The following is a 21,904-nucleotide window of genomic DNA, read 5'->3' as shown; positions in this document are numbered from 1 at the left end:
AAAGAGCAGGCGATATTTCTCCTGTTTTTAGTGATTTTCAATCAGCGAAAAAATAATTTAATAGCGAAACTAAATGCTTATTTTAAGCGCGACGGCAATGTGGTATCTCTATCTTATTCAATGGGTTATTTTTTATTTCCCTTTGCTGTCGCCTGGGTGATTACAGCCAGTTGTTTTTTATAACCCAGGTATTTTCTGAAAATCGTTCCGCTCAGGTTTATTACGTTTTGCTAAAAATAAGCGACGTTTTTCTCTCTCACGCTACGCTTATTATCCTCAAAGCGAAGCGGAAATAAGCGACGATGGATAAGGCGTAAAAAGCATTACTGGAAAGGGTGAACGGGAATAAAAATGCAGGGGTGAGAGGGGATAAAAATCGCCAGTCCATGGCGTACTACCTCCTTAAGGCGCCTTACTCAGAACTACTTAGAAGTGCGACGGCTTTTTTTGCCTCCTTTCCGACCGGCCTCCCTGGCTCTTTCAGGATCATTTTTGAAATTACCTCCGCTGGCTTTGCCTCCTGCACTGCCAGCTTCACTGGCTCGGTCTGGATCGTTGGCAAAATTACCGGCACCACCTCTGTATTTCTGTTGTGTCATAGACAAGACCTCATATCAGGGTTCCTTAGATAAGAAGGACTAGCTAGTCACAGCGCTAAGTTTAGTTCTGATACGAAATTATGCCACCCTGAAACCCATTATTCGGTGACGAGATGTTGCGGTTATTACTTGTAAAATCAGGGGATAAGCTGTGCGCGCCGGGCAAGCGGGTCAGGTAGAGCACTTTGCCGTTATACGCGACCCGTTACAACAAAGGTATTAATCAGGGATTATTCATAAAGTTAGCGTTTAACTTATTGATAGTGCTGGCCTTAATGGCGATTTTAAAATTAGCTGTTACACTTTCTGGATACTGTTCAGGAGTGTTTATGAAATTAGGCTTTGCATGTAAGTATTTAAACGAAGAGGGCAAGCAGTATTTCCCCTTTCGCGCGACCACGCGAACCCGTTTTCTCAGCCTGGATGAGGCGCAACGTACGGCGCTCATTTATGAGATTTCGAAGACCAATTTGCAGAACCTGTATTTAACGCTGGAAGCCATTGCCGTACTCCCGGACGCGTTAAGAATGATGCGGATTGGCAGCGATTTACTGCCCTTGTATACCGTACCTGAAGCAAAGCCGTTATTTGCGGCGTTTCTGCCTGAGCTGTATCCGTTGTTTGCCCGCTGCGGTGAGCTGGCGCGGGCGCACCATATCCGGCTGTCATTCCATCCGGGACAGTACAGCGTGCTGGCGTCGGACAATCCTGATGTCGTTTCACGCGCCTTAGAGGATGTGGAATACCATGCGTTGTGCGCCTGTTTGATGGGGTACGGCAAAACCTTTCAGGACTTTAAAATCAACATTCATATGAATGGCAAACTCGGGTTTGACGGGTTTAAACAGGCGTTTCAGCGCCTCAGTCCTGAAGCGCGCTTGATGCTGACGGTAGAAAACGACGAAATTTCGTGTTCACTGGACGATGTGTTGCAGGCAGGGGCGCTGTGTCCGGTGGTGCTGGATATCCATCATCACTGGGTCAAAGAGAACCAGTTTATCCGGGCGGACGATGCACGTATTGCGCGGATTGTTGATTCCTGGCGCGGCGTCCGCCCGGTGCTGCATTACTCCATTTCGCAAGAGGGGATTATCCCCACCGAGGGCTTTCCGGATCAGCACGCCCTGACCGTGCCGAAAACAAAGCTTCGTGCCCATTCCGATTACTATTTCAATCCCACGCTCAACGCCTGGGCATTGTCATTCAGCGATTTCGACATCATGTGTGAGGTGAAAATGAAAAACCTGGCGCGTGAGCAGCTGTACGATTGGGGACGGCGTCAAAACCTGATCGCCTGAGGCGCGCAGGCAAAAAAAAGCCCCTGAATCAGGGGCAAATTTTTAGGGAAGGTAAAGCATCCTTGCTAAGTAGCGTGTCATCATCACAACAAAATTAAAAACGAACGTCGCCCGGCTTACGCTGAAGAACGCTCTCCAGAGCCTGACGATAGATATCCTGTTTGGTCGCGTCGGTTTCACTTTCCAGTTTATGGATCAAACCCAGTAACATATCTTTTTCAGAAACGTGCGCTTTAAAAGAAGCGAGTTCTGACCAGGTCTCTGCAATCACATCTTTTTCGCTGGTGAAAGTGTCACCCGCATTCATGAAATATTCAGAAATCTGAGACTCAGTATTCGTTGTCGTTTGCATGGTAGCCTCAAAATCGGAAGAAGACGTTTTCCTGCCCGTGGCGAAGAAAATTTTGCATCTGAAGGTGGAAATCCACTCACCTTCAGATGCGGTGCAAGGCACCTTTCGTTACAAGTGATTTAACATCACGGCGTAAAGTTATACAAAAAAACTAACTTTGTACAATTTTTTGCGAAGAAAAACTGCTGGTCGGATGAGTTCCTGGCCGAGGATGCGCTGCTTTCTGCTACTGTTTTTGATATTTAATTATGATTTATAAAGTTTTTTTCTGGTGTTGCATGCGCCTGTTTTTTTCGTTCGGTTGTACAAGGCTGCGCAAACTTGTACAGCGTAAGCTGTATAATTCTGGTCAGGAACGCACGAAAAAGTCCCGGCCTGGGCAGGGCACGCATCGGGTTGGGAGCCTTTAAGCCGGCTGCGACTGTCCTGTGGGCGACCGCAACGTCGACATCACCGCATGACGGCCCGCGGGCAGCGTATGACCATTTTCCGGATAACGGTGCCCCGGCAGAGAATAGCAACCGATGGTCAGCGGCGCATGAACGCTCGACCGGTCAGGCCCGCATTTTTGCGTCCTGTGGTCATAAAGCAGGCTTTGTGGGCGGCGGTGCAATAATTCACTTCCTTCTGTACCCGCAGGGCGTTAAGGTTTACGCCTCTTGGATCAGAAGGAAATGATAATGGTTAACGACTATTTCTCGCTGTCGCCTGCGGGTATGACGCAGGAACAGCATAAACGTACGGTCGCGGTTGCGGCGGCACTGGCAGTGGCAAAAGAGTCAGTCAGCGCCTCAACGTCAGCAAATGGCTCGAAAGCGGCCTGGGATCTGCAAGCGGTGGCAAACGAAATTGCCAATCTGGCCGATGCGATTCAGGATGCGCTGGAGTCTGACAGCGACGTATAACGGTAAGATTGCGCTGTCTGATCGGGCAGCGCGACGGTAAAAAGCACGCTCACGCTCAATAACAAGGCTGTCTGTTTCATCCTCCGCCTCCTGCGCAGCCCGCTTTCCCACCATATCCCACTACGCAGCGCTATACAGCCTGTCATCCCGGTAACGTCACCAACACCGCTTGCCGGTTTTACGCAGCCATCAGGCTTTGACGGCACCGATAGCGTTATCGCTCAGAGCGCTGCTGAGAGAAATAAGCCAGCAGACGGGTCATCTTTTGCTGGGGTGAGGTATAAGTCTCGTCAGTGACTTTACCTGTCCAGCGATCATCTGCTTCAGGATGAGGTCCGGTTAACACCACCGTCCCTTTTCCGTAGGCATAACGCGCCATCGCCACATCACCATTACGATAAAAGGCCACAGGGGTAAAACCGTCCTGCGGCTTATGGCCGACAAGATAAGGGCCATCCTGATAATAGAATGTCTCTTGTCTGCCATTCCACTTAACAGGAATCGTGTAATCACCCTCATCGGCGATCTGCGATCCCGGACGTCCTGCTTCGGAATCAAGCGGCGAGGCGATCAGCCCCAGCCAGTTACTGTCCGCCAGATAAGCACCCATGCACAGACCGAGGTAACCTTTACCATCGCGGACAAAATCGCGTAGGGCTTTTGCCCCCTCATCCCCCAGGGCTTCATAGGCCGCTGGAATATCCTGGCCTCCGCCAGGCTGGATATAAAGATCAACCTGACGCAGGTTCTGAGCATTCAGTGTTTGTTTTTCGTTTTCGCCAATATAAGAAATGCTGAGCGGCATCGCGACGCCGTGTAGCGCTTTCATCACCATTTCTGAACAACCTTCACAGCCAGCCGCACCACGATAAATGGCGATTCTCAGTGGATGATTGTCCGCCAGGCTAAAGCCGGACGTGAGGCTCAAGGCAAGTAGCATCGCGGTTAACATCCCACGAGGATAGCGGACACGTTGTAATGCGTTAAAAACCGGGCGCATGATGCATTTCCTGTCATAGCGAGAAAGAACGCTTCCGTTGCGGCACCCACGGCGCGGCATAAGAAGAGAAGGTCAGCGCAGGCAGACTGGCTGGACGCGATAAAAATAGCGCATTTCAGTGCCCTTGAGCAACTGCTCAATTTTGGGTGACGATCATTCCTTGCCAACCCTTTCCCCGCAGAGAGCGTCCAGCAGACCGCCGCCTTTGATGCCGTTGTTTCCTGAACTGCCCGCTTACTGGCCGTTATTGGCTATAACCCGAAGCGATGATTTTCGCTGCGCCCGCCAGAACCGCTTTGCGCGAAGCGGCATGTGGGTCGGGCTGGGTGTAATAGGTGACCAATACCAGCGGTGCATGGTGCGGTGGCCAGATAACGGCGATATCGTTGGTGGTGCCGTAATCGCCGCTGCCGGTTTTATCCGCAACTGTCCAGTCAGCGGGCAGGCCGGCACGTAGGCTGTTCGCCCCTGTGGTGTTGCCTTTCATCCAGTCGCTCAGTTGCTGTCGTTGCGCCGGTGCCAGCGCACTGCCCAGCACCAGTTTTTGCAGGCTTTGCATCATGGCAGCAGGCGATGTCGTATCGCGTTTATCACCCGGGATGGCGGTATTCAGATCCGGTTCTTTGCGATCGAGCCGAAAGGTGGTATCGCCAATGCTGCGCGCAAAACGGGTCACCTTCTTCGGACCGCCCAGCCGCGTCAGCAGTTTGTTCATCGCCACATTGTCACTGTATTGCAGCGCAGCCGCGCTGAGTTCAGCCACCGTCATTGTGGCACCGACGTGTTTTTCAGTTATCGGGTTGTAATTAACCAGATCGGTTTTGTGGATCGCGACGTTTTCATTAAGCAATCCGCTCGCGGTTTCACTCTTTTTCAGGATGGCCGCAACGGCGAAAACTTTGCTGGTGCTGCAGAGCGGAAAACGCGTGTTGCCACGATAGGTAAAAACGGCGCCATCGGCGGTGTCCGTCACTGCCACTCCCAGCCTTCCGCCTGCGGTCTGTTCCAACTGTTGGATATCGCGTTGCAACGCGGCGTCATCAAAGCTGGCCTGTGCGGCAAGCGGGGTCGCGAGCGCCAGCAGGATAACGGCCGGGCGTGCGCGTTGTGTGAATAGATTAATCATATAAAACCTCATCTGATAAATGTCCGCATCGCTGAGTGCCGTCTGCGGCCGGGAAGTGCATGGCGGTTTACCGCATCATTGCGCGGCAGGATGCAATAAGAAACAGACTGGCTGCCCCTCAATAAACTTATGTCGCTTTAAACGGCGTGACGCGTCAGGCCATTCAGCCCTGCAGCACGCTATTCCTCTATTTTGTTAAATCACGAGGGAGATGGTAGGGGATTTCAAAATGTCGACAAGCGAGATAATTTGAGTGGAGACTAAAGAATTTCTGGGGGTAAACGTGAAAAATGATGTACCGCTTAACGCGCTTCGGGCTTTCGAAGCCTCCGCCCGCCACCTGAATTTTACCCACGCGGGGCTGGAGCTGTTTGTCTCTCAGGCCGCCGTCAGCCAGCAGGTCAGGCTGCTGGAAGAACGACTGGGCGTCGTATTATTCCGTCGATTGCCGCGTGGTCTGGAGATGACGGATGAGTCGCGACTACTGTTTGCGGAGGTGTCAGCGGCCTTCACGCAGCTCGAAAGCGCCTGGCGTCGCTTTGAAGGCGGAGAATACCGCGAGGTGATGACGATCGCCTGTGTGGGTACCTTTGCGCTGGGCTGGCTGTTACCCCGGCTTGAGGTGTTTCGTCAGCAGCACCCGGCGCTGGAGCTGAATGTGCGCACTAACAATAACGTGGTCAGCCTGGCGGGTGAAGGCGTGGACTATGCGATTCGGTTTGGCGCGGGTGCCTGGCCCGCCACACACAATGAGCGGCTGTTTACGGCACCGCTGACGGTGCTCTGTCGCCCGGACATCGCCAGCCGTCTGCAGCAGCCTGCCTGTTTGTTGCGGGAAAACCTGTTACGTTCCTATCGGGCTGATGAGTGGGACAGCTGGTTTACGGCGGCGGGAATGGCACCGCCCAGGATCACCGGCCCGGTATTTGACTCGTCACGTTTAATGGTTGAAGCCGCGATCCAGACCGGCGCTGTTGCTCTGGTGCCGGCGTGCATGTTTCAGCGTGAGCTGGATGCTGGCACGCTGGCCCGTCCTTTTACGCTTGAGATCGATGTCGGTGGCTACTGGTTAACCTGGCTCCGCTCAAAGAAGATGACGCCCTCGATGGAAATATTCCGTGAATGGATAGTGCAGCAGGCAAAAGGCGGTCATGAAGAGCCGGATAAGCCCGATGCAGGTGGCGCGCCTTAATGCTAAACGCCATCTGAGCAGCAGCATCGTGCTCAGGCGGCAAGGCGGCGCTGTATTCACTCATCGTGCAGAGAAAAAGCGTTAACGGCTACCCGCTATGACGGATGTAAAAAATAGCCTGTTCGGGATGATTCATTTCATCAGACTATCGCTGTGTGGAAGCCTGCGGTGTTCAGTTTTTTCAGTTTCGTCACGCCCTCTGTTATTAAGAAACCAGATAATAAACTCACTGTTATTTTTGACGCCAAGCTTTTTCATTACGCGTTGTTTAATATAATATGCAGCGTGTACAGGGAGTGCCATCCAGCTTGCTATCTGTTTCATATCCATTCCCGTCATAAAAAACCACGTTAATGAAATCTCATCGACCGTTAAACAAACCTTCTGTCCGTCGTTATTTTTTATTTCCATGCTGTGCTCCTTTTCAATATACAGCTGTCTGATCAGGGCTCATCATAGCGCTGGGATGAAGTAATGGCATTTCACGTATTCTTTGCTTATCTTAAGTCTTTAATCTTCATTTAAATCAATTGATTATTCTTGTTTTCCGATCTGATCTGCCTGAGAAAGGTCAGGTTAAGCGAAGAACATATAACGCATCATATCGCCGCTGCATCAGATATCGTGGGGCCTGTTGAGCCCCGTGTGATATACAGACTACTCTGCGATTGCTTTTTATCGCGTTGGATCGAATGCGTGGCTGATCCTTACGGCAATAAATACCTGCGCTTCTGGTGTTAATCCTGTTGGACAGATAACACCATTTGAATTTTGCGCAATAAACTTCTCTTTGGCTCGTTATGTATTCTGCGGCTTCTGTATTTGAATAAACAGGTAAGGCTAAGGGAAGGGGAGGTAAAACGTAACGATTCCCGAACGGGTTTATATTATGTTATCGCCAGGGATTCAGGGCTATATATTTCAGAAAACAGGCGTGACAGGTAATTTAAATCCAGCCAGTAACAAAGAACTGAAAACAACCGGGTGAGTCGTCAACAGAACCGCCTTATGTCTTGTTTTGCGCAGTACAGAACGTCAGCCAGAGTCGTGTAAACCCGCTGTGTACTTCTGCAGGACGATGGCAAAAAAGGGAGCCACCGATGAAAAAATGCCAGGCGTGCAGAAGGCAACAGGTGAAAGCATAACCTGAATGCACAATCGTTAAGCGGCTGCGTAAAACCGACACCGTTTCGCTGTAACAAAATCTTCATCCACATCAACCGCTTCATATAAACCTCTGCCGTTTCACTTGATCAAACCCATCGATCGCGATTACTGTAAATATATACAGTTATTTTGAAGGGGAGGTGAGTATGGAATTTATCAGGCCAGCAAAAGTCAGTGCGCTGTTACCGCTGCCACTGTTTATGGAGCGGGTGCCATGTGGTTTTCCGTCACCGGCTCAGGACTATGTTGAGCAACGTCTTGATTTGAACAAGCTCATCGTTCAGCACCCCAGTTCGACCTACTTTGTACGCGTAAGCGGAGAGTCGATGACCGGCGCAGGCATCAACGACGGCGATATGCTGGTGGTGGACAGCGCACTAAGAGCCTCGCATGGCGATATCGTGGTGGCGTCCGTGGACGGAGAATTTACCGTTAAGCGTCTTCAGCTTCAGCCCTGCCTGCAACTGATGCCGATGAACCGGCAGTTTAAACCGATTGCGATTAGCACGGAGGATGCGCTGGAAGTGTTTGGCGTGGTGACCTATGTGATCAAGTCGGTTTATTAATCATGTTTGCGCTGGTGGATGTGAACAATTTTTATGCCTCCTGTGAGACGGTGTTTCGCCCCGATCTCAAAGGAAAGCCCATCATTGTGCTGTCTAACAACGACGGCTGTGTGATTGCGCGTAATGCAGAGGCAAAAGCGCTGGGCATTACCATGGCTGTGCCGTTCTTCAAAATGAGAGAGATTATTGCCCGCCACAACGTACAGGTCTTTAGCTCCAACTACGCGCTTTATGCGGATATGAGCACCAGAGTAATGACGTTGCTGGAGGAAATGGCCCCGTCGGTTGAAATCTACTCGATTGACGAGGCTTTTCTGGATTTAACGGGCGTCAGCCATTGCATGTCGCTCGACACGTTGGGCCACGAGATCAAAACCCGGATAAAAAAAGAAGTTCATCTCAACGTCTGTGTCGGCATAGCCCCCACCAAGACGCTGGCGAAGCTGGCGAATTTTGCCGCTAAAAAATGGGCAAACTACACCAAGGGTGTTGTCGATCTGTCCGATCCTGTGCGTCGGCAAAAACTGCTGGTGAAGGTGCCCGTTGCGGATGTCTGGGGCGTAGGTCGACGGCTCAGCCAGCGGCTTGAGGAAATGGGCATAACCTCGGCCGCGGACCTGGCGCGTCAGCGCCCCAGCCTGATTCGTAAGAACTTCAGCGTGGTGCTGGAGCGCACGGTCAGAGAATTATGTGGCGAACCCTGTCAGGATTTAGAGGCGCTCGAACCCACCAAACAACAGATCATGTGTTCACGTTCCTTCAGCAGCCGCCTCTCAGACTATGCCCAGGTGCGTGAGGCGGTCTGTACCTATGCCGAACGTGCCGCCGAAAAACTGCGTAAAGAAAACCAGTACTGCAGACAAATCGGGGTATTTCTGCGCACCAGTCCGCATGCACCCGGCGAAAATTTTTACGGTAATCAGGCGACAGGGCAACTCCTGACGCCGTCCCACGATACGCGCGATATTATTCGGGTGGCGACCGAGATGCTCGACTATATCTGGATAGAAGGACACCGCTATATCAAGGCCGGCATAGTCCTGAGCGATTTCTTCGATCATGGCGTGACGCAGTTGGATATGTTCGATGAGCGTTCGGTTAACCCAGGCCGTAACGATCTGATGCAGGTGATCGATCGGATTCATAAGGAGGGCAAAGGAAAGATGTGGTTTGCCGGGCAGGGCACGGAAAAACGCTGGGCCATGAAGCGCGAGATGTTGTCGCCTTGTTACACCACAAGGTATTCAGACCTCCTTGTCGTAAAATAACCTTTTACATCATCATATTATGATTTTTCATGACGTAAGGTGCACACGGATGCCCGATCAGTCATTTGTGGGAATCCAGTTTGTCCTCAACATAATCTTGTATCTGAAAAAGTGCGGGTAGCATGAAACCAGTACGCAGACGTCAATGCTCGCGGCTCACCCGGATCTTGCACACCTCAATCCGAAGATTCTCTTTGAACTGAGCCACCGGCTTCATTTTTTTTTAGGTGAAGGTTCCGCGTTTTACCTGAAAGAAGGACTGTTCCGGTAATGCCTGTTAGCGCGATAAGCGAACTCATCCCAGCAAAAGCAACCATCAGTCCCCCAGCTGCGAGCAGCCCGGAAAGAAGGCCAGAAAGGGCTTCAGCAGTGTTTGCCAGTGTAGAGAACGTGCCGAATGTCTTACCTGTATTCTCCGCCGGGGACAACGTCTGTATAACTGTCACAAGCGCAATATCTACAAAGGCACCGCTGATCCCAAGTATAAATGCGAGAGGAAGAAGAAAATTAAAGGAATACAGAGCGGTAAGTGACATTACAAATAAAAGCATACCGTACAAGAACCAGTACCGCATTACTCTCTCGGGTGAAGCCTGCTTTAAAAACCGACCATAGATAAGTCCACCAGTGATCGTGCCTGCGGCCATGAGAGAAAAGATCCAACTGGTTATCAGTTCCCCCTGTCCGTGACTGACTGTCATCGCAGGAATTATAAAACGCAGAACCGATCCGGTGAACAGGATGCAGACGGAAGAGCACAGTATGGTGATAAATAGCCCACGGGTGTCATAATAAAGGCCCTGAATACAGGACCAGGTTTCCTTATAAACATTTTTGATCCTGAAAGCCGATATTTTTACCGCTACAGTTTCAGAAAATGTGAAGAGGAAAATAATCGATACAGCATAGGTCAAGGTGTTAAAGAGCAGGACCCATGATTTATCCGAGAATGTGAGTATGAAGGAACAAATAAGAGGGCCTGCCACCGAAGCCGTTTCTTCGGCTACCTGCGATATACCATTAGCACCGGCAAGCCTTGATGCATCAACGGTTCTGGGCACAGCGGTCTGATAGCTTGGCTGGAAGATACTGCGGCCAATGGTTGTCAGCACAGAAGCCACGATAAGGACGGTGATACTGACCGAACCATTCAGGCTGCATATGAAAAGAAGAAGCGACACAATGAGACGCAGCCATTCGCTGAGTAAGAGGTTATGTTTAAGGCGATAATTATCTGCCATCCAGCCTCCAACCGGGCCGAAGAACAGAAAGGGAATAAACCGGAAAAAGTAAACGAAACCGGTAAGCAGATAATCATGATGTGTGCTCTCCAGCACGATAAATACGAAAACCACTTCGTATGCATAATCGCCTGTCTTTGACATAAAAAGCGAGGCGAGAAGGGTTCGGAAATTCTTAATCTTCAGCCAGTTCATGACAGTCCATTCCCATACTGAAACGCGAAGCGCCCAGCGCAGAAACGCCCTCCGCCAGTTCGGTAATTCTGACGTTCCTGAGTGCGCCATTTGAGCTGGTACGGGCGATAAAGGATGAAGCAAAGTTGAGCGCGATCCCCATACCGATACACATATGCATCCCGGTTCCGAAAGAAAGTGGTTTCTCTTTTCGACCCGGAATGAACTGGAAAGGCTCATCAAAAAACCCGGCATCGAAATTAGCCAGCGCGGTATAGAACATAACCCTGTCACCCTTTCGTAGATTCAGCCCTCTGAAGCTCAGATCCTGAGAAATCACTCTTCCTACGGAGAGAACGGGGCTGTAAAAACGCGAGGCCTCAACCACTATGTCGCGGACATTATCTGCATTTACTCTCAGACTGAAGTGAGATATGGCCCAGAGCGTGGCCATAATGAGCTGCATGGTCGTCTGATGCGCAGCAATATAGGCGATAGCTCTGTCTGACGCCTGAACATCGGTGCAGGGATCACTGCCAGAAGTCATGCCTCTGCAGGCTTCAAAAACGGCCATAAAGGAATGCGCAATGTCGACAAAATGTTCCTTTCCCTTTACTCTGCCGTCGAAAAGCATACCCACATTATACGCATGATCCGACAAGTGGCGGGCAGGTTCTAACCCGACAAGCATGGCCGCAAGCGTGTTATTGAGGTTGATAAGATCATGCTCATCAAGGTATTTCTTTTCCCTGATCTGCAAAAGTGACCTTTCTATCATCTCGTCGCAGGGCAATTTTTTGAAATTTTGATGAATAAGCCGGACCACATCACTTTTACAATCGTCCCGAAAAATCAGTGACTGATTAATAAGTAACATAAAACGTTCAATGATCGCCTTTTCTTGCTGAAATATGCTGAGGGGAACAAGCATTCTGTTCTTGGTAACATAATGACTGTTCAGCAGTTCTGAACAGCCAGCATAATCATAAATAACCCAGTGTTAATGATCTTTCAGCGATTTCATATATGATAAAAAATTAATAAAAGTTAACTTTGCATTTACACTATTGTGATAATGGTCACAAAAAAACTTAATGAAAATTATCTATTAATTCGTTGGTTTTGATTGGAAAAATATATCTGAAATATTTCGCCTAAAAAAATAATAATATTTATAGCTATTTAATCACAGGGTGAAATTACTTAAACATATATCACCCTGATGTCTTGATGCTGGCATTAAAATTTTTTAGCATGGCTACAGCTTCATTACCCGGCATCGAAAACTGCACTCGGTGACGCGCCGTTACGTCAAGTGCGAAAACTTTCGTATATCCCTCTGTCAATTTCAGGCTTTTGTGGCCCATCAGGCTCTGTAGCGGCTTCAGCGGAATCCCCGCATAAAGCATGTGCATGTAGCTGTGCCGGAAGGTGTGCGGCGTCACAGGAACGGAGAAAGTCACACCGCCTTCCGTTGCGGCCGCTACTGCACAAAGGGATGGGATAGCGTCAGGGTGAAATCTGCACGGATCAGGGCAAATGCTTCATTAATACGTGCCCGGTGTTCCACATCGTGGTCAGCAGTCATCTATCAAACTATGCCCAGGTGCGTGAGCCGGTCTGTACCTGGGCCGAACGTGCCGCCGAAAAACTGCGTAAAGAAAATCAGTGCTGCAGATAAATCGGGGGACGTCTGCGCACCATCCGCATCAGCGATTTTCCCGTGGTGAAATGATGGAACCTGCCAGGTTGAGATCGAGGTTGAGGGCAGGGCAGACAACGGAATGCTCTCATAAAGGGTTCGTTTTGTGCTGGCGCGCTGCTTAAACCTGACTTTCTGGTCTAGGATGAAACAGGTATTCATTCGCCCTTAAGGAGAACATTGTCATGTCAGAACTTAGTAAATCTCCGGTGGCAGATCAGGCTGAACATAATGCCTTTTTCCCATCAGCCTACTCTCTTGACCAGTTCACCAGCCCTAAATCCGATCTGAGCGATGCCGGGTACGCGCAACCGCACACCGGGAATAAAAAAATTCTGGTCATCTGTGCCGACGAACGCTATCTGCCGTTGGATAACGACACGCTGTTTTCAACCGGGAATCACCCGATTGAAACGTTGCTGCCTATGTACCACCTGTATCAGGCCGGCTTTCAGTTTGACGTTGCCACGCTGTCTGGACAAATGGTGAAGTTTGAACACTGGGCAATGCCACAACAGGATGAAGTGGTTGTGGGATTTTATAACCACTGTCTGTCGCTGTTCCGTTCGCCTTTGACGTTAAGTGACGTTGTAACCTCACTCACGCCCCATTCCGACTATGCCGGTGTGTTTATTCCGGGCGGGCACGGTGCATTGATTGGACTGCCCGAAAGTGAAGCGGTGGCAGAGGTTATCCGCTGGACGCTGGCAAACGATCGCCATCTGATTTCGCTGTGCCATGGCCCGGCGGCGTTCCTGGCGCTGGACAAAGGTGAAAATCCCCTTAACGGCTATGCAATCTGCGCGTTCCCGGACTCAGCCGATAAGCAAACCCCCGATATGGGTTATATGCCAGGGCACCTGACCTGGTATTTTGGCGAGAAGCTCCAGGCGATGGGATTAACGCTGGTTAACAGTGATATCAAAGGTACCGTGCATAAAGATCGCCGCGTACTGACCGGTGACAGCCCGTTTGCCGCGAATGCCTTAGGTAAACTGGCCGCAGAGGAATTGTTAAACGCTAACCGCTAAAAGCTAAAAGGTTCGTACCCCTGTCCCGCGCCCGGCGTGGTCCAGGCCAGGCTTCTGCATTCGGGCCGGGATTCGGGGTGTACTTGTGATCCACGACTGAGATACAATCACCCGCGCATATCGTTTTCGGCCGAGCCGAAGATGCCGCCTTTCAAATTGGTCGTCATGAACAGCCAAATCTCTACAGCGTATCAACACAAAGAACGAGGTCGGCCCAGAGAGTTCAATATGGAACAGGCTCTGGACCAGGCGATGATTGTGTTTCGGCAAAAGGGATATCATGCCGCATCGCTAGCCGATTTGGGTAAAGCAATGAACCTCTCTGTGGGAAGTATCTATAAAGCTTTCCAGGATAAGCGCTCCTTGTTTCTACTGGTCTTTCAGCGCTATATCGCCGTTCGAAATGAGGATTTGCGCGGGCGACTGGCCCGATTTTCTACCGGCCGCGCGAAGTTAACCGAGCTGTTACAGTTTTATCTGGATTCCTCCCGGGCGACAGAAGGGCGAACAGGTTGTCTGGTGGTAGGCAGCGCTATTGAGTTACAGGTGCTGGACGCAGAGCTGTCGCAGCTGGTTGCGCAGGTCATCAACCGTAACAAGCAATTTTTGATGGCGCTATTGCAGGAAGGGCAGCACGATGGCTCGATCCCAGCCAGTCTGGATGTTGAGACGGCAGCAGGGCTGATTTTGCGCATCGCATTTGGTATGCGCGTCACGGGCAAGGTCGCCGATGTAACCGATGAGCAAGCGACTATTGCGCTGGCCCTGAAAATACTGGATTAACATTTGTCTATTTAGGAAGCGAATGTTTCCTAAATTTTGACACAACGCTGACCGTGACTGCACAACATGCGGCGCGTTGACTGGGCGGCCGAACACACGCCGTCGCGATAAATTGATGATATTAAATGAAAAGTTAGGTTCGAGGAAAAGGCGTGAAACAAGACAGGACAGAGATCGGTGAAGAGATACACGCGCTGTTAGGCAGGATTGTGTCAGGTATTCTCCAGCCCGGAGAAACGGTGACAGTACAGGAAATTATTAGCGCCCTGCATCAGCAAAGTGTTCTAACGGAGTGTGAAAAAACCAGGCTGACCTGTGAACAGGCTATCCGCATCCTGGCGCATAAACTTCACTAGCGGATAGCAATGACGGGCAGGACGTTTCCTGCATAACAGTAACAGCAACAGCAGTAACAGCAGCTATGCCGCGACTGCTCTGACAAAGACCAACCCGCCTGAATAACGGCAGCCCGTTGCCGTATCACCGCCCAAAGAGCAATCCAATCAGTTCACGACACAGACGCTCTTCTTCCTCACTTGCCGACAGCTCAAGGCGGCGCAGCAGCTTAGTGCAGATAGCTTTACGATTCACGTTCTGGCCTGCACGTAAAATATCAACCACGATCTGCCCCAGCATTTCTTGCTGTGAAGGCAGGCTGGCCGCAGCAAAATAACGGGAGATATCGTCGGCGCTCTGAGGTAGGCGATGGTTGTGTTGCATAGGTGCTCTCGCAGTGGTCCAAAAATAGTCAGTTGAAAGTTGCGTAAAGTTATACAATAAAATAAAACTTGTACAGCTATTTCGGTGGAAAATTGTGCGGGAGTTAACAGGATGCAAGTGAAGTACGTCAAAGCAGGTGATCGGCAACAAAACGCGCCAGAAGCGGATGATGATTGCGCGGACGCAGAGCGCGCCCGCGCAGAGGGATAACCGACTGACCTGTTGAGTTAATGCTCGGTCAAATTGGCGGGCACCTGGCCGGTAACAACCATCCAACTGAGTTCTGCCCGTTCCCGTGTCGCGACGTTAATAAAGCTTTTCAGCCATTTACGGGCATCTGCAATCTGAATAACCCGCTCGTCGTCGATTTCATTGTCCGCCATGATGCTTAGCTGACGGATCAACGAAACCACAGTTATCTCCTCATCCTGTAGTGCCAGGTTCACCGCAGCTTCACCAATAATCTTATGACCGGTAGCTTCATCGTGAAAATACATATGCAACTCCTGAGTGAGTGAGAATGTCGTCGACCCAGTAATTAGTTTAGTAAAAGAAATGCATAACGAAAGTGTTATTTCATTAGGTGTTACCTATCAAATAAACCTGCATAAAAAGTGAACTTTGCGATAAGCAGGCTAACCTCCTCAAAAGGAAGGGAAAAACACATATAAAGCGGTTTTACGCGAAAAGATTGAAGTGATTAAACCACTAGATATGTATTTATTGGCCTGAAATTAAGATAGGTACTTGACGAAAATGGACTGATATCGCGCCATTATTATGACTTTTTCAGCGGAATAACAGCGATACCGCGGCGAGAAAAGGGCCAATAACATCAAGAAATATCACGCGGGTGATTAAAAAAGCGCTCTGTCTGATACGGGAGCCAGGGTAACGGGCTTCACACAGCGGCAGGGCGGCCTGTGCAACAGCTTACCTTTATCTGTGCCGCACAAAATCCTGCAAACAATAAATGGATTTGCGATTGTCGCCTGTGGATTAACGGTTAAAACAGAAGGTCTTTAAGAAAGGGGCAGGGCAGATGGGAAATAAAAATGCCGCCCTGGGTGGGCGGCAATCATATTAGTGGGGTACTTCAGAGACAGCTTTCACGTCTGTTTTATTAATCTGCTGTTTCACACCGTTAGCATCGGTGTAACCCAGTAAACCGGCATCCGATTCAGACGGTTTGCCATCGCTAATAATGGTACGGCCATCGTTAGTATGAATAGCATAACTGGTACGTGTGCAACCGGTTAATGCGGCCATGCCGATCAAAACTGCCAGCGGTAAAATCAGAGTCTTCTTCATATTATTCACCTTATATCCATGATGGAATTAATTAGTTATTAAGTTCACTCATATTGCTGATCTGATCGCGATTGATTTGTTCGGTTTTGCCTGTCTGTGCGTCGCGATAGGAAACCAGTCCGGTATCGCTGTCAATTTGAGGCTTACCATCGGTCACTATGGTGCGGCCGTCTGAAGTCTTAATGGATTGATTTGAAGAGCAACCCACTAATGTTGCCAGTGAAAGGGCAAGCAAAACGGCAGCTGAGAAGGATTTAGTATGCATTTCATCTCCTTGAAGTGGACCTTGAATTAAACAGCATAGTCGCTTTTGAGATTTTTGCAGGCGTAAAAGCGAAACAGCGCAAATTACCGGATGGAAAGCGCGAATCGCTAAATCAGTTCAATAACGAACCATGTTTCTCAGAAAATTCACATTTATCCCCTGTAGTTAGGTATTTTACCTGACGCCCTATAACCTCGTTTGCAGGTTAACTCCAAAAAAGGAATCGATAATGAAATGGCAAACGGGTGCAGTTGCAGCGTTATTAATGGGCTCAGTCAGTGCGTATGCAGCAGAATCAACCAGTATGAAAAATCCACTGAGTGTTCATGTATTAAACCTGGAATCTGGCACGCCAACCCCAGGTATTTCCGTTGACCTCGAACATAAAGAGCAGGGCAAATGGGTAAAACTCGCCTCGGGTGTCACCGATAAAAACGGCAGAATTAGCGCACTGTTTCCAGATGACAAGAAAGTTGAAACAGGAGATTACAAAGTCGTCTTTAAAACAGGCGATTATTATCAGAAAGTGCAGCACAAGTCATTTTTTCCGGAAATTCCGGTGATATTCCATATGGACAGTAGCGAGCCGCATTACCATATTCCGTTACTGCTGAGTCCTTACGGCTATTCCACCTATCGCGGTAATTAACAGCGCCCGGCAGCGCCCTGATAACCTCCGCTGCCGGCACGTTTTACCTCATCTCGCGTCAGCAACACGCGCTGTCTGACCGCTTAACCGCAGCCCTGCTTGTATGGTCATAAAGCCTGTTTAGACGGACTCATTGAATAACGATCAGAAGCGATATGTCACCAGCAGGCTTCCGGTGGGCGATGTTTTTCGTTGCACAATCGGGCTATTGCGCGCATCCCCCGTCAACTGCGTAACGCCTGCTGCGGCAACCACGCCCCAGTCCTCATTGAACTTATGTGTCCAGTCAAGATTCATCGACCAGGCGTAAACTCCCGCTCCGGCATCATATCGGGTAAACCTTGATGCGGCTGATTGGGATGCACTGACTCCGTAGTAAGTCTGCATGTATTTGTCCGTCCCCCAACTGCCGGTCAGTGCCAGCGTTACGGTATTATTCGGTGAGGTATAAAGCGGGCTATTAATGCCAAAATGCAGTGCCGCGCCATTGTTTCGTTCAGAAAATGGCACTTCAGCCTGCAATTGCAAATTGAGCCAGTCGGCCACCCCGTATCCCAGGCCAAACACACCGAGAGCCGAGCCTTTGACGTCGCCCATACCACGCAAATAGTCGCTGCCGTCGCTCAGCGAGTCGCTGTCCACGTCGTGATCCTTCCGGCCTGCGCGATAGCTCAGCGCAGCGTTGTAATCGAATTTGCCGATGTTATTGCCGTAACCGATGCCCCGCGTGGAGCTGGCAAAGAAACCATTTGCCATTGTGTAATCCAGCACCATGGCGGTCGTGACGCGGCTTTTATCCGAACCAGAATAGCGTGGCGTCACGTTCGCGCCGCCTCCCAGAGTCAACGCGTTGTCCTGATTCTGTGCTGCCGCCAGTATCGGGGTTGCCAGTAACGCCAGGACGGTGCCCGGCAACATTTTTTTCAGGCTGCGCCCCGGGAGTGAAAAGGGGAACTTATGACGCAGTATGTTATTTCTCATTAAAGAAGTCCTCGTGGATTCAAATGATTACGATACAAGCGGGTTGTAAACGCCAGAACGCGCATTTTGCAGGCGCCCGCTAAAGTTCTCATGAGCCCAAAATGAAGAAAGGGTGAAGCAACCACAGAGGCGGCAAAGCTGATAGATTTCCTGATACCGTTTTTTTCTTCAGACGTTCTTCATTCACTGTTGATACCGTAACCATTGTGAAAATACTCCTAATCGAAGACGACCTGGATCTCGGCAACGGCGTACGTATTGCCCTTGTAGATCAAGGATTTGATGTTATATGGGTTCGCCGCAAAGAGGATGCACTGCATCAGCTTGATGTCTGCGTGCCTGAACTTGTGTTGCTCGACCTCGGATTACCCGACGGCGATGGCATGAGCCTGATGGCGTACTTGCGTCAGCAGCTCAAGGGTATTCCCGTCATCATCCTGACGGCGCGAGGCACACTGCACGATCGCCTTTGCGGGCTGGACGCGGGTGCAGACGACTATCTCGTCAAACCATTTGTTCTCGCCGAGTTGTTGGCGAGGGTGAGAGCGCTTGCGCGCCGCAGTTATGGTTTTCAGAACGAGGCGATAGAACTTCGCGGATTATCGCTTTATGTGCCCACACGACGCGTGACCGTGAATGCACAGCATATTGAGTTGACGGCAAGTGAATACGCACTGCTTGAAACGTTGATGTTGCGCACTGACCGCGTGCTTACTCGCAGTTTTCTGGAAGAAAGGATCTTCGGCGCAAAAGAAAATATGAGTAATGCGCTCGATGTGCATATGGGGAATTTGCGTCGCAAAATCGGCGACGGCTATGTGCGAACGGTGAGGGGCGTTGGGTATGTCATTGATACCGTACCCATTCAGAAGGGGGCAGGTTGATGCGAAATGTCTGGCGCCTTCTGAGAACCCCAACCTTCGTACGGCGAATTATGGTAGCGCAAATGCTATTGCTCACCCTGCTCTGGTGTCTTTTTCTGACTTACGTTTTGTGGGAGGACTTGCGTAGCCCGCCAATATTAACGGGCAGCAAGACGTACGAAACCATTTTTACTGTGGTTAAGAATATGGACGATCGCCCGCAGGCGCGAACGCATGTGCTGGCTGCATTAAGTAAGGCAGTGCGGGAAAATTATGGCGGCGGTGAAGATCCAAAACTCTCAATCAGCCTTATCGTACGCAAGAATAAAGAGATAGTTTATGCCTCTGATGGTGCGCCAGCCGGCGTGATAAACAGCCGTTATGGAAAAATTGAGCGTGTTGAGAGTGCTGGTCGCGCCTGGACCAGCCGTACCTTAAAGTCCGGGAACGCCGACACAGAGGTCACGCTTATCACCCCTGCTGGAGGCTGGAATTTCTTTATCTACCTGAACTCGCGCGGCTACTACGTGATGCCGCTGCTGGTATGCATTCCGTTTCTTTTGTTTCCTGCGTGGCTGTCAATCCGCATTGCCATGCGCCCATGGAATAAGGTGGTAAATGAAGTGTCCTTACGCACGCCGGACGATCTCTCGCCCTTAAAAGCAGTGCCAAAGCACAGGGAGCTTCGCCAGATGGTTGACGCTGTTAATGGGTTTCTTGCCAGAGTGCGGGAAAGCACTGAACGGGAACGCGTTTTCATTGCCGATGCCGCTCACGAGCTGCGTACCCCCCTGGCGGCGATGCGAATCAATGTTGAGGCGTTGCAGTCTTATGTGAGCAGTGACAGCCAAAAAGAGTTGCTTGCAGGCATTATTCGCAGCAACAGCCGTGCGGCTCGTCTGGTCAATCAGTTGCTGCTGATGATGCACAGCGAAGCGCGCATTGACACGGTTATGGAGCCTTTGCAGATGACAACGCTCATACAAGAACGCATGGCCGGGCTGGCACCGCTCGCGGCGGAACGCAGGATTGAACTTGAATTCTACGCCGAAGAGGAAATCTGGGTGACTGGCGTCAGGGAGCGGTTGATGTCGCTTATCGATAACATAGTTGAAAATGCAGTGAAGTACAGCCCTGGGGGCGGGAGGGTTGAGGTGGAGTTACGATCCTTAGACCAATCCACGCAGTTGCGTGTTTCAGATGCAGGGCCTGGCATTCCCGTTGAATTGAGGGAGCGCGTATTCGACAGATTTTTTCGTGATCCCAATCAGATGCAAAGCGGAAGTGGGCTGGGGCTTGCCATCGTCAAAGCCGTTGCGCAGCAACACAACAGCAGCGTACGCCTCAGTACGTCGGAAGAAGGTGGGCTGATGGTTTCGGTTAATTTCCCGAATCACAAATCCGCCTGAAAGCAAACACCATCTTGATCCGCGCCGGCGCAAGGCATTTACCTGAATGATGGAGTTAAAAGTGAAATACGTTGCTCTGACAAGTCTGTTATTTTCGCTCTCACTCAGCGGGTGTGCTATTACCGTCAGCGAACTAAAAAGCAGCCAATCCTCTTTTGACGGCAGTTTCGTGAGCAAGGCAGGGTCATCTGATACTTATCGAACCATAAGGCTCATGGCAAGGCAGTGCCTCGAATATGAGGCATATTCAGGAAATCCGGTAATCGTATTAAGCGAGTTTGATGGTGAGCGCAAAAAAGGGGAGATTAATCAGAAGTTCCTTTCACAGGGACTGTTGATTAACAACACGCTAATTGAGATCGAAAGCCCTAATGGTGACCACGCGCAGGTCAGCCTGTATACAACCAAGAACCTCTTGAGCACGGGTATCCGGTCGCCAAAGATAAGTGATATCAAGCGCTGGGCTGACGGCGATAAAACGTGCTAGCGCGACACTGTGAAGCATCCCTGTGATATGACTTGCGCCGTATTGATTAACACACCGCAATGTTAACTAATACCTTCATCAGAGGTGAGAGCCACTGCGAACGTCCGCTCCTCGCTCGTAGCGGCCGTTGAGGCCCAAAGGTCCGCTCCGTGCCAGAAACGGAAGTTGATAATGGAGCTCGAACGCAAACCTTATACGACAAATCTTTTGAAATTGCTCCTGAGGCCTGTATATTTAAACAGTACTTTATTTGAAAAGGATATTTTAGATGAATAACATTGTCGAAGGGGTAAATTTAGAGGTTTGCGCTAATCCTCACGCTGCACAATTACTTGCGATTGAAGAAGGCCTTAATGATTTTAACGATTTAATGACGGGGATGAGTGACCGTCAGCCATTGGCTATATTAATAAAATCAAATACAAACGGTGAAGTACTGGGGGGCATGCAGGGGCGCTCTTCGTTAGGACTACTTTTTATAGATCTTTTCTATCTGCCACCAGAGTTGCGGAAGATGGGGATTGGTACAGAAATCCTTTCCCGCTTTGAGGAGGAAGGCAGAAAAAGGGGCTGTACTGCTGCATTCTTATACACAATTAGCTTTCAGGCCCCTGATTTCTATAAGAAGCACGGTTGGGAAGAGTTCGGGCGTATTGAGTGCAAACCTGAAGGAACAAGCCGTATCTTTATGAAAAAATCCTTATAAAAGGTCTGCTGTCCGCTCTCAGCGGACTTTTAGCACTTGCCGTCCGCTTTGTGCCAAACGCGGACATTGCCGAAGAAGGATATGTGGAAATAAATAGCAAAAAGATAAA

25 protein-coding genes and 1 pseudogene are annotated in these 21,904 nt (G+C 50.1%); 13 read left to right on the top strand and 13 right to left on the bottom strand.

The window, feature by feature from the left end; genetic code table 11:
* Positions 1 to 422 precede the first annotated feature (422 nt).
* Positions 423 to 599: a general stress protein gene (locus FBY13_RS01660; RefSeq protein WP_074181015.1), complete on the bottom strand. Its 177-nt coding sequence runs from the start codon at positions 597 to 599 to the stop codon at positions 423 to 425.
* A gap of 329 nt (positions 600 to 928) precedes the next feature.
* Between FBY13_RS01660 and FBY13_RS01655 the strand changes: the two genes are divergently transcribed.
* Positions 929 to 1,897: a UV damage endonuclease UvsE gene (locus tag FBY13_RS01655; RefSeq protein WP_063879420.1), complete on the top strand. Its 969-nt coding sequence runs from the start codon at positions 929 to 931 to the stop codon at positions 1,895 to 1,897.
* A gap of 94 nt (positions 1,898 to 1,991) precedes the next feature.
* Here FBY13_RS01655 and FBY13_RS01650 read toward each other — a convergent pair whose 3' ends face one another.
* Positions 1,992 to 2,249, bottom strand: coding sequence for a biofilm development regulator YmgB/AriR family protein (locus FBY13_RS01650; RefSeq protein WP_063879421.1), 258 nt, complete (start codon positions 2,247 to 2,249; stop codon positions 1,992 to 1,994).
* A gap of 680 nt (positions 2,250 to 2,929) precedes the next feature.
* Between FBY13_RS01650 and FBY13_RS01645 the strand changes: the two genes are divergently transcribed.
* Positions 2,930 to 3,154, top strand: a complete 225-nt coding sequence (locus tag FBY13_RS01645) for a hypothetical protein (RefSeq protein WP_145393306.1) — start codon at positions 2,930 to 2,932, stop codon at positions 3,152 to 3,154.
* Positions 3,155 to 3,368: 214 nt separating this feature from the next.
* Here FBY13_RS01645 and FBY13_RS01640 read toward each other — a convergent pair whose 3' ends face one another.
* Positions 3,369 to 4,154 (bottom strand): BPL-N domain-containing protein, encoded by a 786-nt coding sequence (locus FBY13_RS01640; protein WP_145393305.1) that lies wholly within the window; start codon positions 4,152 to 4,154, stop codon positions 3,369 to 3,371.
* Between the two features lie 244 nt (positions 4,155 to 4,398).
* Complete coding sequence (gene bla, locus FBY13_RS01635) at positions 4,399 to 5,280, bottom strand: class A beta-lactamase (RefSeq protein ID WP_145393304.1); 882 nt, start codon at positions 5,278 to 5,280, stop codon at positions 4,399 to 4,401.
* A 283-nt stretch (positions 5,281 to 5,563) separates the two neighbouring features.
* On the opposite strand from bla, the gene FBY13_RS01630 reads away from it, so the two are divergent.
* Positions 5,564 to 6,472 (top strand): LysR family transcriptional regulator, encoded by a 909-nt coding sequence (locus FBY13_RS01630; RefSeq protein ID WP_145393303.1) that lies wholly within the window; start codon positions 5,564 to 5,566, stop codon positions 6,470 to 6,472.
* Positions 6,473 to 6,604: 132 nt separating this feature from the next.
* On the opposite strand, the gene FBY13_RS23360 is transcribed toward FBY13_RS01630, so the two are convergent.
* Complete coding sequence (locus tag FBY13_RS23360) at positions 6,605 to 6,883, bottom strand: hypothetical protein (RefSeq protein ID WP_255474405.1); 279 nt, start codon at positions 6,881 to 6,883, stop codon at positions 6,605 to 6,607.
* Positions 6,884 to 7,785: 902 nt separating this feature from the next.
* On the opposite strand from FBY13_RS23360, the gene umuD reads away from it, so the two are divergent.
* On the top strand, positions 7,786 to 8,205 hold the full coding sequence (gene umuD / locus FBY13_RS01620; RefSeq protein ID WP_063879427.1) for a translesion error-prone DNA polymerase V autoproteolytic subunit: 420 nt from the start codon (positions 7,786 to 7,788) through the stop codon (positions 8,203 to 8,205).
* A gap of 2 nt (positions 8,206 to 8,207) precedes the next feature.
* The gene (gene umuC / locus FBY13_RS01615) at positions 8,208 to 9,473 is read left to right on the top strand and encodes a translesion error-prone DNA polymerase V subunit UmuC (RefSeq protein ID WP_145393302.1); all 1,266 of its coding nucleotides are present in this window, start codon (positions 8,208 to 8,210) and stop codon (positions 9,471 to 9,473) included.
* A gap of 176 nt (positions 9,474 to 9,649) precedes the next feature.
* Here umuC and FBY13_RS01610 read toward each other — a convergent pair whose 3' ends face one another.
* The 3 genes and pseudogenes from FBY13_RS01610 to FBY13_RS01600 form a co-directional block, all read right to left on the bottom strand.
* Positions 9,650 to 10,909, bottom strand: coding sequence for an MFS transporter (locus FBY13_RS01610; RefSeq protein ID WP_145393301.1), 1,260 nt, complete (start codon positions 10,907 to 10,909; stop codon positions 9,650 to 9,652).
* Complete coding sequence (locus tag FBY13_RS01605; protein WP_145393300.1) at positions 10,890 to 11,819, bottom strand: cytochrome P450; 930 nt, start codon at positions 11,817 to 11,819, stop codon at positions 10,890 to 10,892. The genes FBY13_RS01610 and FBY13_RS01605 overlap by 20 nt, the downstream gene beginning before the upstream one ends.
* Before the next feature lie 283 nt (positions 11,820 to 12,102).
* Positions 12,103 to 12,378, bottom strand: a pseudogene (locus tag FBY13_RS01600) (tyrosine-type recombinase/integrase); the annotation flags it as partial.
* Positions 12,379 to 12,775: 397 nt separating this feature from the next.
* Here FBY13_RS01600 and hchA point away from each other — a divergent pair.
* The 3 genes from hchA (at position 12,776) to FBY13_RS01585 (ending at position 14,760) form a co-directional block, all read left to right on the top strand.
* On the top strand, positions 12,776 to 13,621 hold the full coding sequence (hchA, locus tag FBY13_RS01595; RefSeq protein WP_096012636.1) for a glyoxalase III HchA: 846 nt from the start codon (positions 12,776 to 12,778) through the stop codon (positions 13,619 to 13,621).
* A gap of 141 nt (positions 13,622 to 13,762) precedes the next feature.
* On the top strand, positions 13,763 to 14,404 hold the full coding sequence (locus FBY13_RS01590; RefSeq protein WP_145393299.1) for a TetR/AcrR family transcriptional regulator: 642 nt from the start codon (positions 13,763 to 13,765) through the stop codon (positions 14,402 to 14,404).
* Positions 14,405 to 14,556: 152 nt separating this feature from the next.
* Positions 14,557 to 14,760 carry a hypothetical protein gene (locus tag FBY13_RS01585; protein ID WP_096012634.1) on the top strand — a complete coding sequence of 68 codons (204 nt, stop codon included), beginning with the start codon at positions 14,557 to 14,559 and terminating at the stop codon, positions 14,758 to 14,760.
* Positions 14,761 to 14,884: 124 nt separating this feature from the next.
* Here FBY13_RS01585 and ycgZ read toward each other — a convergent pair whose 3' ends face one another.
* The 4 genes from ycgZ to FBY13_RS01565 all read right to left on the bottom strand — a co-directional run bounded on the left by ycgZ (position 14,885) and on the right by FBY13_RS01565 (position 16,700).
* Positions 14,885 to 15,124: a regulatory protein YcgZ gene (ycgZ, locus tag FBY13_RS01580; RefSeq protein ID WP_063879432.1), complete on the bottom strand. Its 240-nt coding sequence runs from the start codon at positions 15,122 to 15,124 to the stop codon at positions 14,885 to 14,887.
* A gap of 227 nt (positions 15,125 to 15,351) precedes the next feature.
* A complete protein-coding gene (locus FBY13_RS01575) occupies positions 15,352 to 15,621 on the bottom strand; it encodes a hypothetical protein (RefSeq protein WP_063879433.1) in 270 nt (89 codons plus the stop codon).
* Between the two features lie 586 nt (positions 15,622 to 16,207).
* On the bottom strand, positions 16,208 to 16,435 hold the full coding sequence (locus tag FBY13_RS01570) for a YgdI/YgdR family lipoprotein (protein WP_063879434.1): 228 nt from the start codon (positions 16,433 to 16,435) through the stop codon (positions 16,208 to 16,210).
* Between the two features lie 31 nt (positions 16,436 to 16,466).
* Positions 16,467 to 16,700 (bottom strand): YgdI/YgdR family lipoprotein, encoded by a 234-nt coding sequence (locus tag FBY13_RS01565; protein ID WP_063879435.1) that lies wholly within the window; start codon positions 16,698 to 16,700, stop codon positions 16,467 to 16,469.
* A gap of 229 nt (positions 16,701 to 16,929) precedes the next feature.
* Here FBY13_RS01565 and uraH point away from each other — a divergent pair, with 229 nt between their 5' ends.
* Complete coding sequence (gene uraH / locus FBY13_RS01560) at positions 16,930 to 17,349, top strand: hydroxyisourate hydrolase (protein ID WP_063879436.1); 420 nt, start codon at positions 16,930 to 16,932, stop codon at positions 17,347 to 17,349.
* A 144-nt stretch (positions 17,350 to 17,493) separates the two neighbouring features.
* Here the strand turns inward: uraH and FBY13_RS01555 are convergent, their stop codons facing one another.
* Positions 17,494 to 18,330, bottom strand: a complete 837-nt coding sequence (locus FBY13_RS01555) for a MipA/OmpV family protein (protein ID WP_145393298.1) — start codon at positions 18,328 to 18,330, stop codon at positions 17,494 to 17,496.
* A gap of 206 nt (positions 18,331 to 18,536) precedes the next feature.
* Here FBY13_RS01555 and FBY13_RS01550 point away from each other — a divergent pair, with 206 nt between their 5' ends.
* From FBY13_RS01550 to FBY13_RS01535, 4 genes are all read left to right on the top strand, one after another.
* Positions 18,537 to 19,214, top strand: a complete 678-nt coding sequence (locus FBY13_RS01550) for a response regulator transcription factor (RefSeq protein ID WP_145393297.1) — start codon at positions 18,537 to 18,539, stop codon at positions 19,212 to 19,214.
* Complete coding sequence (locus FBY13_RS01545; protein WP_145393410.1) at positions 19,214 to 20,602, top strand: HAMP domain-containing sensor histidine kinase; 1,389 nt, start codon at positions 19,214 to 19,216, stop codon at positions 20,600 to 20,602. Before FBY13_RS01550 ends, FBY13_RS01545 begins: the two co-directional genes overlap by 1 nt.
* A gap of 49 nt (positions 20,603 to 20,651) precedes the next feature.
* Positions 20,652 to 21,089 carry a hypothetical protein gene (locus FBY13_RS01540; RefSeq protein ID WP_370513126.1) on the top strand — a complete coding sequence of 146 codons (438 nt, stop codon included), beginning with the start codon at positions 20,652 to 20,654 and terminating at the stop codon, positions 21,087 to 21,089.
* A gap of 268 nt (positions 21,090 to 21,357) precedes the next feature.
* Positions 21,358 to 21,795, top strand: a complete 438-nt coding sequence (locus FBY13_RS01535) for a GNAT family N-acetyltransferase (RefSeq protein ID WP_145393296.1) — start codon at positions 21,358 to 21,360, stop codon at positions 21,793 to 21,795.
* The last annotated feature ends 109 nt before the right edge of the window (positions 21,796 to 21,904 follow it).

It is taken from the genome of Pantoea sp. SJZ147 (genome assembly GCF_007828605.1).
In the GTDB taxonomy this organism is placed as follows: Bacteria; Pseudomonadota; Gammaproteobacteria; order Enterobacterales; family Enterobacteriaceae; genus Pantoea; species Pantoea allii.
This window is presented reverse-complemented; position numbering and strand designations above follow the sequence as displayed.

Bases quoted from the DNA above. Each gene is read 5' to 3' on its own strand.
- FBY13_RS01660 (WP_074181015.1), bottom strand. From the start codon at position 599: ATGACACAACAGAAATACAGAGGTGGTGCCGGTAATTTTGCCAACGAT.
- FBY13_RS01655 (WP_063879420.1), top strand. From the start codon at position 929: ATGAAATTAGGCTTTGCATGTAAGTATTTAAACGAAGAGGGCAAGCAG.
- FBY13_RS01650 (WP_063879421.1), bottom strand. From the start codon at position 2,249: ATGCAAACGACAACGAATACTGAGTCTCAGATTTCTGAATATTTCATG.
- FBY13_RS01645 (WP_145393306.1), top strand. From the start codon at position 2,930: ATGGTTAACGACTATTTCTCGCTGTCGCCTGCGGGTATGACGCAGGAA.
- FBY13_RS01640 (WP_145393305.1), bottom strand. From the start codon at position 4,154: ATGCGCCCGGTTTTTAACGCATTACAACGTGTCCGCTATCCTCGTGGG.
- bla (WP_145393304.1), bottom strand. From the start codon at position 5,280: ATGATTAATCTATTCACACAACGCGCACGCCCGGCCGTTATCCTGCTG.
- FBY13_RS23360 (WP_255474405.1), bottom strand. From the start codon at position 6,883: ATGGAAATAAAAAATAACGACGGACAGAAGGTTTGTTTAACGGTCGAT.
- umuD (WP_063879427.1), top strand. From the start codon at position 7,786: ATGGAATTTATCAGGCCAGCAAAAGTCAGTGCGCTGTTACCGCTGCCA.
- umuC (WP_145393302.1), top strand. From the start codon at position 8,208: ATGTTTGCGCTGGTGGATGTGAACAATTTTTATGCCTCCTGTGAGACG.
- FBY13_RS01610 (WP_145393301.1), bottom strand. From the start codon at position 10,909: ATGAACTGGCTGAAGATTAAGAATTTCCGAACCCTTCTCGCCTCGCTT.
- FBY13_RS01605 (WP_145393300.1), bottom strand. From the start codon at position 11,819: ATGCTTGTTCCCCTCAGCATATTTCAGCAAGAAAAGGCGATCATTGAA.
- hchA (WP_096012636.1), top strand. From the start codon at position 12,776: ATGTCAGAACTTAGTAAATCTCCGGTGGCAGATCAGGCTGAACATAAT.
- FBY13_RS01590 (WP_145393299.1), top strand. From the start codon at position 13,763: ATGCCGCCTTTCAAATTGGTCGTCATGAACAGCCAAATCTCTACAGCG.
- ycgZ (WP_063879432.1), bottom strand. From the start codon at position 15,124: ATGCAACACAACCATCGCCTACCTCAGAGCGCCGACGATATCTCCCGT.
- FBY13_RS01575 (WP_063879433.1), bottom strand. From the start codon at position 15,621: ATGTATTTTCACGATGAAGCTACCGGTCATAAGATTATTGGTGAAGCT.
- FBY13_RS01570 (WP_063879434.1), bottom strand. From the start codon at position 16,435: ATGAAGAAGACTCTGATTTTACCGCTGGCAGTTTTGATCGGCATGGCC.
- FBY13_RS01565 (WP_063879435.1), bottom strand. From the start codon at position 16,700: ATGCATACTAAATCCTTCTCAGCTGCCGTTTTGCTTGCCCTTTCACTG.
- uraH (WP_063879436.1), top strand. From the start codon at position 16,930: ATGAAATGGCAAACGGGTGCAGTTGCAGCGTTATTAATGGGCTCAGTC.
- FBY13_RS01555 (WP_145393298.1), bottom strand. From the start codon at position 18,330: ATGAGAAATAACATACTGCGTCATAAGTTCCCCTTTTCACTCCCGGGG.
- FBY13_RS01545 (WP_145393410.1), top strand. From the start codon at position 19,214: ATGCGAAATGTCTGGCGCCTTCTGAGAACCCCAACCTTCGTACGGCGA.
- FBY13_RS01540 (WP_370513126.1), top strand. From the start codon at position 20,652: ATGGAGTTAAAAGTGAAATACGTTGCTCTGACAAGTCTGTTATTTTCG.
- FBY13_RS01535 (WP_145393296.1), top strand. From the start codon at position 21,358: ATGAATAACATTGTCGAAGGGGTAAATTTAGAGGTTTGCGCTAATCCT.